At 52.4% G+C, this 13,286-nt stretch carries 9 protein-coding genes; 4 read left to right on the forward strand and 5 right to left on the reverse strand.

Annotation, left to right across the window (positions count from 1 at the left end; genetic code table 11):
• Window positions 1-24 precede the first annotated feature (24 nt).
• Window positions 25-2,229 (reverse strand): TonB-dependent siderophore receptor, encoded by a 2,205-nt coding sequence (locus tag BS639_RS01680; protein ID WP_084982072.1) that lies wholly within the window; start codon window positions 2,227-2,229, stop codon window positions 25-27.
• Window positions 2,230-2,440: 211 nt separating this feature from the next.
• Window positions 2,441-3,502: a 7-bladed beta-propeller protein YncE gene (yncE, locus tag BS639_RS01685; protein WP_173882059.1), complete on the reverse strand. Its 1,062-nt coding sequence runs from the start codon at window positions 3,500-3,502 to the stop codon at window positions 2,441-2,443.
• Between the two features lie 370 nt (window positions 3,503-3,872).
• On the opposite strand from yncE, the gene BS639_RS01690 reads away from it, so the two are divergent.
• From BS639_RS01690 to BS639_RS01705, 4 genes are all read left to right on the forward strand, one after another.
• Entirely contained in the window at window positions 3,873-4,715 is an 843-nt protein-coding gene (locus BS639_RS01690) for a MetQ/NlpA family ABC transporter substrate-binding protein (protein ID WP_055783554.1), read from the forward strand.
• A gap of 29 nt (window positions 4,716-4,744) precedes the next feature.
• Complete coding sequence (locus BS639_RS01695; protein WP_084982074.1) at window positions 4,745-5,914, forward strand: methionine ABC transporter ATP-binding protein; 1,170 nt, start codon at window positions 4,745-4,747, stop codon at window positions 5,912-5,914.
• Complete coding sequence (locus BS639_RS01700; protein ID WP_055783556.1) at window positions 5,895-6,554, forward strand: methionine ABC transporter permease; 660 nt, start codon at window positions 5,895-5,897, stop codon at window positions 6,552-6,554. Before BS639_RS01695 ends, BS639_RS01700 begins: the two co-directional genes overlap by 20 nt.
• A 166-nt stretch (window positions 6,555-6,720) precedes the next feature.
• On the forward strand, window positions 6,721-9,036 hold the full coding sequence (locus BS639_RS01705) for a molybdopterin-dependent oxidoreductase (protein ID WP_084982075.1): 2,316 nt from the start codon (window positions 6,721-6,723) through the stop codon (window positions 9,034-9,036).
• A gap of 41 nt (window positions 9,037-9,077) precedes the next feature.
• Here the strand turns inward: BS639_RS01705 and BS639_RS01710 are convergent, their stop codons facing one another.
• The 3 genes from BS639_RS01710 to otsB form a co-directional block, all read right to left on the reverse strand.
• Window positions 9,078-10,733 carry an alpha,alpha-trehalase gene (locus BS639_RS01710; protein ID WP_084982076.1) on the reverse strand — a complete coding sequence of 552 codons (1,656 nt, stop codon included), beginning with the start codon at window positions 10,731-10,733 and terminating at the stop codon, window positions 9,078-9,080.
• 288 nt (window positions 10,734-11,021) lie between these two features.
• Window positions 11,022-12,443, reverse strand: coding sequence for an alpha,alpha-trehalose-phosphate synthase (otsA, locus tag BS639_RS01715; protein WP_084982077.1), 1,422 nt, complete (start codon window positions 12,441-12,443; stop codon window positions 11,022-11,024).
• Window positions 12,440-13,264, reverse strand: coding sequence for a trehalose-phosphatase (otsB, locus tag BS639_RS01720; protein WP_084982078.1), 825 nt, complete (start codon window positions 13,262-13,264; stop codon window positions 12,440-12,442). Before otsB ends, otsA begins: the two co-directional genes overlap by 4 nt.
• Window positions 13,265-13,286: the final 22 nt, after the last annotated feature.

Below are 13,286 nucleotides of genomic sequence, written 5' to 3' on the forward strand. Positions count from 1 at the left end.
GGGCTTGCGGGTAGAGTGATGCTGTTAGAACGAAGTGGTGACGCCAGCGTAGTAGGCTCGGCCCGGTTCGTTGTAGGTTGATGCGCCGTCATCTGCACGATAAATCGAGCGGTCGAACAGGTTGTTGATACCGCCGCTAATGCGCAGATTTTTATTGATGGTGTAGTTGGCACCAATGCCGACAATCGAGTATCCCCCGACCACGGTTTTCGACAAACCACCGGCTTCGGTTCTACTTTCAGGCGTTCCTCGCGGTTTCTGGCGTCCGTAGGTCGTCATGTTGGTATTGAGCGCCAACTTGTCGGTAACCTGCCAGTCCAATGAGGTATTGATGGTGTATTTAGGGATAATAGACAGCGGGTTGCCGGTCGATTTTTGCTTGGAACGGAACATGTAGGTCGCGTTGGTATTCCAGGTCAGCAGGTCTTCCACCACCGGAATTTTCACGTTGGCTTCCAACCCGTCGATCAGCGCTTTGCCGCCATTTTGCCACTGCAACACGTTCGCACCCGATGCCGTTTTACCTATCACATTCTCGCCTGAGATGATTTTATTTTTATAATCATTGCGGAAATAGGTCAGGCCCGCATTGACGCCGCTGTCGCTAAACTGAATGCCAACCTCTTTGTTAACGCTGACTTCAGCGTCCAAGTCTTGATTACCCAACAGATAGCAGCTTCCCGTAGGCACTGACAGCGGGCAGCCGTTGCCGCGCGTCTGCATCATGTAGCTAGGATTTGACTGATAGAGATTGGGCGCTTTAAATACGCGGGCGATACCAGCTTTCAGTTTGAACTTGTCGCCCAGGTCCTGCTGAATATTCAGACTCGGGCTAAAGTTGTTGCCAAATTGGGTATGGTGGTCAAAGCGCAGGCCTGGAATAAGCTTGGTTGCTCCTCCTGCGAAGTCCATGTTGTCTTCAAAATAGAGCGCGCCCAGGCTGGCGCTATTTTTACTTTTGCGTTCAGAACCTTTGGTGGAAACCCCGCCGACGTGGGTATCGGAGGAGGTAGTAAAGCTGGTCGACGCCGGATCCTCCAGCTCTTCACGCGTCCACTCGGTGCCGAGCGTCAGCATATTATCGGCGTAGAAATCGAACGGAATATACACTTCACCGTTGGCGCGATAATTTTGCAGTCGACTGGTGGAGTAGTTTTGTGCATCGGTAATACGCCCCTCGCCGCTGCCCGCCATACCTTCATCAAGACGGGTATTATTGGTTTTCTCGTACGAGAAATTAAGCTTTGACTGACCCCAGTCCCAAATACCGTTGTGGGTGATGCCGTAGTTTTGACGATATAATCGGTTGGTTTCTGCACCCGATTGAGCCAAATTGCTGGTGGTGGCGCTGCTGGTGCTGTACTGCGTGTCCCCGGCATAAATATTGCCCTGCCGGCTGTAGCCCGCTTCGAAATCGATGATTTGATTGGGGGTCATTTTCCAGGAAAATACGCTGTTGATGTCGCGGTTGCGCACGCCTTCGCGTCCCGCCGCCTGCGATCCGTTCTCAACGGTGTTGATATTCCAGCTGTCAGAATCGGTTTTATTAATATTGCCGTATAGACGCATGGTCAGGCTGTCGTCATCACTCAGCGGGCCACTGAGGCTAAAGTTGGCTCGTTTAGTGGCACCTTCTTTGTCGCTTTCAGGTTGGTTGGTAAAGAGCGACAGAGAGCCGGTCCAGTCGTTAGTTGGACGTTTGGTTATAATGTTCACCACGCCGCCCGCCGCACCTGAACCGTAGTGAGCGGCAGCGGGGCCGCGCAGCACTTCAATGCGTTCAACCATTTCAGGCGGCACCCAGTTAGTATCGCCACGGGTGTCGCGCTCGCCGCGCCAGCTGTAACGCACGCTGTCTCGTGACCTGACCGGATTGCCGTCGATCAGAATCAACGTATTTTCCGGACCCATACCACGAATATCAATCTGGCGGTTGTTGCCACGACTGCCTGATGCGCTGTTGCCGGTGAGGTTGACGCCTGGCATTTTGCGGATGATATCCGAAAGATCGTTAACCGGCGGGGTGCGTTTTATATCCTCGGCGGTAATAATTGACGCACCGGCCTGTTGTTTAAGCTCCTGCTCGGCGGTCTCGCGAATAACGAGGATGTCTTCACCCTCTTTTTCACGATCTTTGTCTTCATTTATATTGGCGGCGCTGGTGCTGCTTATAAAGCCCATGAGTAAAATAGCAAGGGCAGTTTTTTTATGATCCATTGAGGTATTCATTTAATTATCCGATTGAAAATAAAAAACTCATTTTTAAAATTTTAATAATTATTATTTATTGCGTCGGCTGGCCTTAATAGGGACAGGTCCTTTACAGCGCGAAGCGATTTCTCCTCAATAAAGAGGATAATTGCGGGCTCACATTTTCAAATCACTAACGTGTTGCCCCGCCAACGGCGCTGACTCGCTGGCTGGCGGGAACGGGGTATGCTTATTTAAAGGTAACGCGAACTACGTCGTCTGGGCTTGTTGCCTCTTTCTTGCGGCTCGATTCCTGCTTCACGCTGACGTACAGTGTTTGGCCGTCGGGTGAAATGGCCAGGCTCTGCGGATGGGTCGGCATATCCAGCGTCTCCAGTACCTTGTAGCTCTCGGCATCGATTACGCTGACTTTTCCTGCATCGCGATGGGTCACATACACTTCATTGCGTGCGGGGTTAAACAGCACCGCCAAGGATCCGGGCACGGCGATTTTATGCAGCACTTTGCCGCTTTGCGTATCAAGCACCAAAACATTGGCTTCTTGAGAGTCAGTGACAAATGCGCGATGTTTGGCCGTATCAAGGCTGAGGTTTAGATAGAAGTGCTCACCCGGATTGTCGATTTTGACGCGCGATATTACTTTATTGGTTTTAGTGTCGAGAGTGATGAATTCGCCATCGCCGTTGGTGACGTAAAGTCGCGATGCTTTGGTATCAATGGCCAGACCGGTGGCCATTTTGCCGACGCCTTCAATGGTGTGGCGCAGGGTCAGGTTTTCACCGTCAACCACCCAAATCACGCTTTCTTTGCCCAAACCGCCGACGTAGAGCGTATTCGTCGCTTCATCAACAACCAGCTCGCGCGGCGCCAGAGGGCGCTCTTTCTCTGTACGTGGACGGCTATCCAGCACTAACTCTTTTTTGACCTGATTGGTTTTAGCATCAATCGACGTCACCGCGCTGCTGGTGGTATTGCCCAAGAATACGGTATTGGTTGTGTTATTTAGCGCCATGCCGAAGGGCTTTAAGGTGGTCGTAATCGACTGGTTTACCGCCAGACTTACGGGGTCAAGGCGGTAAACCACGCCGGCTTTCTCTTGGCGACCCTGCGAAGAAGCGACAAACAGGGCATTTTGGCTGGCGCTGTAGGCCAATTCATAAACGCCTTTACCGACCGCTTTTCTCTCCACTGAAATCTGACTGTTCGCCAGCAGTGAGGATGAGAAAAGGAGTGAGGTCAGCAGCAGTGCTGAGGTGATTCCTGCTTTCGCCGGTGCAAAACGAGATGACATCATTTTCTCCATAAAATAATAAGCTTCCCTAACTGTCTCGAGTTTCTCTGGACGTACAAGTCGGCCGAATGGAAACCCTGTCTGTTAGACAGAGGGCTGATTTTGAGTGGTAATAATTATCATTATCTACTGCTAATGGGAAGCATTATCATTAATTTCGTGAGTAAATGTTAGAAATTATTTCATTAATAAGGTGCGCCATTCATAAATTGCACCAATTTATCGCGCAGCATTGCCTGTTTTGGCGTTATATATTCATAAAAGATATATATATCCAATAAATGAAATTATAAAGACATAAGCGCATCGGTATACTGCCGATAAGAGTCACCACACACTGTTTGTTTTCATCCTATTGAAGGGTTCATCGATGCGCAAAATGATTAAAAAAACCAAAACAAACTTGAATCGCGCTTTCCTGCTGGCGGCAACCACGGCCGTACTTATTACCAGCGGCGCGCTGGCTCCTCTGTCGGTTGCACATGCGGCGGATAAAACCTCAATCAAAGTTGGCATCATGAGTGGGGAAGACGAAGACATCTGGCGTGAAGTGGTTAAAATCGCGGCGGACAAGGGCCTGACAGTAAAAACCGTGGTCTTTAACGATTACAACCAGCCAAATGAAGCCCTGCAGGAGGGTGAAATTGACGCCAATGCCTTCCAGCACCAGCCGTTCCTGAATAATCAAATTAAGGTCAATCACTACGACATCGTACGAGTCGGTGACACCGCCGTGTGGCCGATTGGCCTGTATTCGAAGAAAGTGAAATCGGCGAAAGACTTCAAAGACGGTGCGGTGATTGGTGTGCCAAACGATCCCTCTAACGAAGCGCGTGGGCTAGTTCTGCTCCAGGAAGTAGGGCTTATCAAGCTCAAACCAGGGGCCGGTATTGCGGCTACCACGGCTGACATTATCGACAATCCGCGTCATCTCAAAATCAAAGAGCTGGATTCGGGCATTATCGGTCGCTCGGTTCCTGACCTTGATGCTGCGGTTGTTAACACCGACTGGGCACTGAAAAGCGGTTTGACCGTCAAGGATCGTATTGCGCAAGAGCCGGTGAAGAACAACCCATACACCAACTTTATTGCGGTCAAGAAAGAGAATGTGAACGCGGCTTGGGTGAAAACGCTGGTCGGTGCCTATCAGAACGACAAGGTGAAGGTCGTATTTAACAATGTCTATAAAGGCACTGGCGTAACGACGTGGTAGGCAACTAAAGGCCGTGAAGGAATAAAGCTATGACAGTAATCTCTGAGACCGGGGTGCATTTCACCGCCAACTCTTCGGATAAGAAACTCTCAACAGGGGCGGCACCTCACCGCGCCGGTAGCGTGGCCCGAGAGCCCTCATCCGCAGAGTCCGAAGACGTGGTACGCCTGCTGCGTGTCAATCGTCGGTTTGGCAATACGCAGGCACTCAAGGATGTGTCATTGACCGTTAAACGCGGTGAGATAGTCGGCATTATTGGCCGCAGCGGCGCAGGGAAATCGACTCTGATCCGCTGCCTGAATGGACTTGAACGTCCAGACGACGGCACTATTGAAATTGAAGGCAGTCCGATAACGGGCCTGAATGAAAAAGAGCTGCAGTCGGTGCGCAGTCGCGTCGGCATGGTTTTTCAGCATTTCAATCTGTTATCGGCCAAAACTGTCGAGCAAAACGTGGCACTGCCGCTAAAAATCGCCGGTTATGACAAGGCAAAACGCCGGGCGCGAGTGGCAGAGCTGCTGGCGCTGGTCGGTCTAGAGGATAAAGCACAAAGTTATCCTGCGGCCTTGTCCGGTGGACAAAAGCAGCGCGTAGGGATTGCTCGCGCGCTGGCGGCGAGTCCTGCGCTGCTGCTGTGTGATGAAGCGACTTCCGCACTGGATCCAGAAACAACACGTTCGATTTTGGCGCTATTGCAGTCCCTCAATCAGAAACTCGGTATCACCGTTTTACTGATCACTCATGAAATGGAAGTCATTAAAAAGGTCGCGCATCGTGTAGCGGTGATTAACGCGGGAGAAATCATCGAGCAGGGGCCGGTGTGGCAGGTTTTTGCCCACCCACAGGCCGAACTGACCCGAACGTTGCTGAGCGGACTGCTGCCGCAACTGCCGGAAGCACTGTCCGAACGCCTGACGCAGTCTCGCGCGGGCGAGGCCATTTATAGTGTGCATTATGCCGCTCAGGACAGTGCAGGACAGGAGCAGCAGGGCGAGATCCTGACCCGTTTCGCCTCCGAGCTTGCTGGTCATTTTCGTCTGATTCAGGGCGGGGTCGACCATATTCAGCACTACGCCGTAGTGCGTTTTTTCATTGCGGTGCCGGTAGACAATACCGACGCAGAGCAGACTATTTTACACTGGCTGCAGCAGCACCAGGCGCAAGTGGAGCTAATAGGCTATGTCACCCGTAATGCTTGATTTACTGATTAATGCGATTGAAGAAACGCTGTTGATGACGGCAGTTTCCGGTCTATTTTCATTGGTGGCTGGTTTACCGCTGGGTCTGATTCTGGTGATGACCGCGCCCGGCGGAATTTCTGAAAATAGTCTAATAAACCGTTCATTGGGGCTGGTGATTAACGGCTTTCGCTCGTTGCCGTTTATTATTTTGCTGGTGGCATTGATCCCCGTTACCCGTTTTCTGGTTGGCACCTCATTAGGCACTTGGGCGGCGATGGTGCCACTTTCTATCACCGCTACGCCCTATTTTGCGCGCGTGGCCGAGGTTTCATTGCGTGACGTTGACCGCGGGCTGATTGATGCCGTACGCGCGATGGGTGCCAGCAAGCTGCGCATCGTCTGGGACGTGCTGATTCCCGAGGCGCTGCCGGGCATTTTATCCGGTTTTGTCGTCACTCTGGTGGCGCTGATTGGTGCCTCGGCGATGGCTGGAGCCATCGGTGCCGGTGGGTTGGGTGATTTGGCTATTCGCTATGGTTATCAACGCTTTGAAACATCGGTAATGGTGCAGGTTATTGTGGTGCTGATTATCATGGTCTGTGGTATTCAGTGGATTGGTGACCGCATCGTGGCAAAGGTCGATAAACGCCACGCCTGAGGTTTTATTCTCTAAAAATTTGTCTTAACGCCTAAACCGGTCGCCTGAAAACGACCGGTTTTTTCGTATTTCTCCTGAGTGAATAACGTTATAAAAATAGATGAACAAGTAACGTGGCCAACTGCGGTAAACTCAGTGATTCATAAAAATTTCAGAATCCATCGCCATGACAACAAACCACAATCTCGCCGTGATGCACTGGGGCACCTATCGCGTAACTACCACTGAAGGGGCGTTGACCGCAATCGACCCGGTTGAGTGGGACCGCAATCCGTCGGCCATTGGTAAATCGCTGGTTGGCGCAGTTGACGGGCCAAGTCGTATTCGTCGCCCCGCCGTACGTCTCGGATATTTGCAGCACGGCCGCGACTCGCGTCATGGGCGCGGCAAAGAGCCGTTTGTTGAAGTGAGCTGGGATACCGCGCTTAAACTGGTTGCCGATGAGCTGACGCGAGTGAAGAAAGCCCACGGCAATGAAGCGTTTTATGCTGGGTCCTACGGGTGGTCAAGCGCGGGTAGATTTCACCATGCTCAGAGTCAACTGCATCGCTTCTTTAACCAACTGGGCGGCTACACCGGCAGCACCAATACTTACAGTCTGGCCGCCGCAGAGCGCCTTTTGCCGCACATTATTGGCGACCTTGACGTGTTGCAAAAACAGCATACTCACTGGCCAGTATTGGCGGAACACTGTGAGCTGTTTGTCGCGATTGGCGGGCTGCCGCTGCGTAATGCGCAGGTCAACGGCGGCGGTGCCAACGACCATTCGCTCAAGCACTGGCTTGGTCAGATGCAGCAAAATGGCACCCAATTCATTAACGTCAGCCCGGTCAAGAATGACCTCTCTGGCGTGACGAATGCAGAATGGCTCTCTTTGAAACCCGGCAGCGATACGGCACTGCTGCTGGCGTTGAGCTATGTGCTGATTGAAGAATCGCTGTACAACGACGCCTTTGTGAACAGTCATACCGTAGGATTTTCCCCGTTTAAAGCCTACTTATTGGGTCAACAAGACGGCGTGGCAAAAACGCCTGCGTGGGCGGCGGCGTTGACCGGCGTTGATGAAGACACTATTCGCCAATTGGCGCGTAAAATGACGACCAAACGCACGATGATCAATATCGCCTGGTCGTTGCAGCGCGCAAGACAGGGTGAGCAGACGTTTTGGGCAACGGTTGCGCTGGCGGCGCTGATTGGCCAGATAGGTACGCATGGCGGCGGTCTGGGGTTTGCCTATGCTTCAACCAATTTGGCGGGGGCTCAGCGACGTACTTTCTCCGGCCCGCGTTTCCCCGCGGGGCACAATGCGATAAGTGATAAAATCCCAGTAGCACGGCTGTCCGACATGCTGCTCAACCCCGGCGGTGACTACCAGTTTGACGGACAGGATTGCCGTTATCCAGACATTCGCGTGGTTTACTGGGCCGGCGGTAATGCCTTTCATCATCATCAGGATTTAAATCGCCTGGTTGACGCGTGGCGTCAGCCTGACACGGTTATTGTTCATGAGCAGTATTGGACCTCGCAGGCGAAGTTTGCCGATATCGTGTTTCCAGCGACCACCTCGCTTGAGCGCGAAGACATCGGCAGCGCCAGCAACGATGGTTTCATGATAGCGATGCGCCAGCACATTGCGCCGCAGGGGGAGTCTCGTGATGACTACGCCATTTTTAGCGCGCTGGCCGAGCGACTCGGCTTTGGCGAAAGCTTTACCGAGGGGCGCGACGCTGCCGCCTGGATACGCCACCTGTATGAAGGTTCCATGCCGCGCGCGCAGGCCGACGGTATTGAGCTGCCGCCGTTTGACGAGTTCTGGCAGCGCGGCAAACTCGAATACGCCTTGCCGGATGAGCCGCAGATTTTCCTGAAAGCGTTTCGTGACAACCCCGAGGCCTCGCCGCTGACGACACCGTCCGGAAAAATCGAAATCTTCTCGCAAACAGTGGCCGATTTTGGCTATGAGGAGTGCCCGGGACACCCATTTTGGTATGAAAAAGAGGAAGCAAAGCAGCGCGAAATCACCGCCAACTGGCCTTTGCATCTTCTTTCAAGCCAGCCGCGCACCCGCTTGCATAGTCAATACGATCACGGCAGCGTGAGTCGCAGCAGTAAAGTACAGGATCGCGAGCCGCTGTGGCTTCATCCGCACGATGCCGCCGCGCGGGGCATTATCGAAGGCAGCGTAGTGAAGGTGTTTAACCACCGTGGCGCTATTTTAGCGGGTGTCCACCTAAGTGAAGACGTCAGGCCGGGCGTGGTGCAGATGGCGACCGGCGCCTGGTATGACCCCCAGGATCCGCAAAAAAATGGCTCCCTCGACAAGCACGGTAATCCGAACGTATTGACTGAAGACAGCGGCAGTTCGCGATTAGGGCAGGGGTGCAGCGCACAAAGCTGTTGGGTAGAAATTGCGGCGTGGAGTGAAGAACTGCCGCAGGTGACAGCCTTCCAGCCGCCGCAGTTTGTGACCGGTGAGATTTAAACGCTCAAAGAGGGGGACTCCGTTCCCCCTCATCGACGACATCAGTCGAAATTCTCGCCGTACAGTCCTATCAATCTTCGCACAACGCCGTTGGTCCAGCCAAAGCCGTCCTGCAGCGGGTATTCACCGCCGCCACCGGCGCGCGAGTTATCGCCTAAAATGTGGTATTTCTCGATAAGCTTATTATGCTTCTGATAAAACTGATTTACCGTTTTTAACCAGCTGCGGGCAATCTGGTCGCCCAGCGCGTCATTGCCATACATTTTAAAGCCCTGAATCGCCATCCATTGCAAGGGCGCCCAGCCGTTAGGTTTATCCCACTGTTCGCCTGTCTCATATTCGGTGGCCATCACGCCACCCGGCGTAAGCAGGCGGGTGCGCACTGCGTCGGCCAATCTTTCCGCCTGACTGTGCGTCGCGAGGCCGACGTAAAGCGGCACCACACTGGCCGCTGAAAACAGCGCCATACGCTGGCGATACCAGTCATAGTCGCGGAAACAGCCTTGATCTTCGTCCCAAAGATAGCTGTTCATTGCAATTCTTCTCGCCTCGGCTCGCTGACGGAACAGTGCCTCAGTGTCTTTTTCGCCTTTCGGAGCCGCAATATTAGCAATGGTACTTTCAAGTTTATAAAGGAAGGCGTTGAGGTCAACGGGTATAAAGTTGGTCGTACGGATGCTGGCAAGACGACCTGCATCGCGCAGCCAGCGAGACGAATAGTCCCATCCTGATGCAGCCCCAGCCCGCAGGTCGCGATAGACTTGATTTGCCGGACGGCTAGAATGTTTCGCCGTCTCGACGTCTTCACGCCAAGATTCATCACGCGGCGTATCCCTGTCATCCCAGTAGCGATTCAAAAACGCCCCATCGGGCATTCTCACCACGTGGCGATAGGCCTGATTGGGTGCCAATGATTCAGAACCATCCATCCAGAATTCGTATTCTTTTATCAGATGATCATAATATCTGTGCGCGCCGCGTCCGCCGTCTTCTTCAAAAAGCTCGACCATAAGGGCAAACACGGGCGGCTGGGATCGGCTCAGGTAGTAGGTACGATTGCCGTTAGGGATATGTCCATAAATCTCGATCATCCACGCGAAATTGTCAGCCATGGTTCGTAACAGGTCGTGCCTGCCGCTTTCGGCCAGACCGAGCATGGTGAAGTAGGAATCCCAATAATACGTTTCACCAAAACGTCCGCCGGGGACCACGTAGGCCTGCGGCAGCGTAAGCAGTGAGGACCACGGAATATGATCTTCTGGTTCTCGCGTCAGTACAGGCCAGAGATTATCGATATGTTCCTTCAGCGTGTCCCCAGGATTTGAGACGTAATCGCTGCTGCGGTGTGCAGTCAGCCAAAAGTGCTGCGCCACGAAGTTTTTCAGACTAAAGCCGGGATGCTTTTTAACCTTACGATAGCGAACAAGGATGTCGAGCGGGTCCATTTTGGGCGCGCAGTCGGGAAAGGTTTTGCTGTCTTCAAAAATGTGTGCGGACTGTACGTCCTCAAAAAGTTCTAAATAACGGTCTGCGGGCGTTAACGCATCCGAATTGGGCAGGCCTTCAATCATTTCTGGCTCAGGCTCTGCATCCATCATTCTTTCTAAAATCAGCTCAAGCGGCTCTAAATCGACAGGGTGGTTTGGGTCTATTTCAAATTCCACTGGCTCAATAACAAGTAATTTAGAGTTGTGCATTAGCGACAAACCTCTTTATTGTATTCTAAATTTACGGAGTGAATTCCGTGCTTATATCCCTTAATTGTAGACAATTGCGTCGTCAATTACGCCAAAAGCGTGCTGTACGTCACGTTTTTTACACGAGTTTACATCGGTACTAAATTTCGGTAATTCGGTAACTTACTCTTTGTAATAGGTAAAATGCGCTAACTACAATCAATTTCCGCACTCTATTTAAATCCGTTTGGTTTGCAACCAGTTATTAATAGCCCGGGTTAACGGGCTATTTTTAGGGGGGTAATTTTATCAGGATGCTTCGTGCGTTAAGGCATCATGACCTTTACTGTTCAACACAATGGCCTGCAAATCATCGACATAATTTTTACCCCACTGCTCAATGTCATTTTCACGCAGCAGCGCCATCATTTCGTTATAGCGCGAAATGCGTTCCTCAAGCGGCATGGTTAGCGCCTGATCCAGCGCTGCCGCCACTTCATCTCTGTCGTAAGGATTGACGATAAGCGCGGCGGATAACTCATTGGCTGCACCGGCGAAGCGCGACAGCACGAGCACGCCCGGATCGGCCGGGTCCTGAGCCGCAACGTACTCCTTCGCAACCAGGTTCATACCGTCGCGCAGTGGCGTGACCAGGCCAACATCGGTCAAGCGGAACAGTTTCATCAACAGACGGCGGTCGAAATGCTGATTGAGATAGAACAACGGCGTGCTGTTCAGTGAGCCATATTTGCCGTTAATGCGCCCAACTTCCATTTCGAGCTGATGGCGCAGGTCCTGATAGGCCAGTACGTCACCGCGCGAGGTGGGGGCGATTTGCGAATAGCGAACTTTGCCGCGATGCTGCGGAAAGTTTTCGAGCAAGGCTTCGAATGCGAGAAAGCGCTCAGGCAAGCCCTTGGTGTAGTCCAGCCGCTCGCAGGAGATAATATTTTGCACGTCACCCAACTCGCGCTTCATTTCGGCCATTTTAGGCGGCAGCGGCCCTTCGGCCATCTCTTTAATACTGTCGGGCGCAATGCCTATTGGATAGACCTCGGTCCTGAAAGTATTGCCAAAGGCCTGATGGATCTGCCCGGCAGTTTGCGCGACCTCACTGAGCTGGCTGACGTTTTCAAGAAATGCGCTGCGATCGCTTTCCGTTTGGAAACCAAGCAAATCATATTCGCACATCATTTTTAACAGCTCTTCGTGCGTGGGCAGTGCAGTAAAGATTTCTGGCGTAGGGAAAGGAATATGCAGGAAGAAACCGATACGATTGGTCACGCCCAGTTTACGCAACGCCGCCGCAAACGGCAGCAGGTGATAGTCGTGGATCCACAGAATATCATCAGGTTTAATCAGCGCCTGCAGCTGTTTGGCAAACAGGTCGTTGACTCTGCAATACCCGTCCCACGCCTCGCGCTGAAACTGCACCAGGTCAATGCGATAATGGAAAGCGGGCCAGATAACGGCGTTGGAAAACTGTAGATAATAAAGATCATAATCGTTCTGATTAAGGGGAACGGTGGCGTAGGTGATGCCATCGTTTTCTACCAGACTCAGTTCGTCTTCTTCCTCACCGGAGATTTCGCTTATCTCTCCGCTCCAGCCAAACCACACGCCGGACGTATTTTTCAATGCATCTAGAATACCTACGGCAAGCCCGCCTGCGCTGGCTTTGGACTTGTTAGGAATGGCAATACGGTTAGACACTACAACTAAACGACTCATAACCTTGACCCCTTACCCACGGTATTTTGCTTAGTACTTTGTTCAATGTTTTGTTTAAGTAACGACAATATTTCATCCAGCCACGTGTAAACATCCGCAACCTGTTTAAGGCGATAACGGGCATGGCTCTTGCCTACGCCAACCTTCACTGAAATTCCCTGCATTGCGTTAACAGCCTGAAAGCCTTTCTCATCGGTGAGGTCATCACCTATAAAAACGGGCGTACGGCCAATAAACGGCGACTGCTGCATAAATGTCTTAATCGCCGCGCCTTTGTCCGCTCCCAGCGGTTTTATCTCAACCACACACTTACCGGGTTGGAGGGTAAGTTGAGGAAACTGTGCAATGGCAGATTCTGCCAGGGCTAACACCTGATGCTGATAGGCCATTGCCTGGCGATAGTGCAGGGCAAAGGCCATACCTTTTGCCTCCAGCAGTGTGCCGGGCATCGCGGACATCTCCTTTTCCAGCATAGCCAGAAGTGGGGTAGCAATTTCAGCCGGCAACGTGGTGCGTTGAAGATGGCCTTGAGCATCGCGCATCTCGGCGCCGTGAACGCCCGCCATTGGCAGTGACAGCGGCGAAGCCAACTGGTCCAGCTGTTCGATCGAACGCCCAGAAACCAGCGCCACCGCACCCTCACAGGCTGTGGACAGTGTCTGCATGTTATCAAGTACGTGAGAAGGAATGGTCACATCGTCAGGCTCCGGTATCAACTCTGCCAGAGTGCCATCGACATCAAAAAAGAAGGCATATCGGCCACCTTCTAACGCGGGAAGGGGCGGTGTTTCTGCCGTATTATCCTGTGTAACAGTGGTCAAAATAGTTCTCCTGCCTGCATGG

It is taken from the genome of Rouxiella silvae, from assembly GCF_002093625.1.
GTDB lineage: Bacteria > Pseudomonadota > Gammaproteobacteria > Enterobacterales > Enterobacteriaceae > Rouxiella > Rouxiella silvae.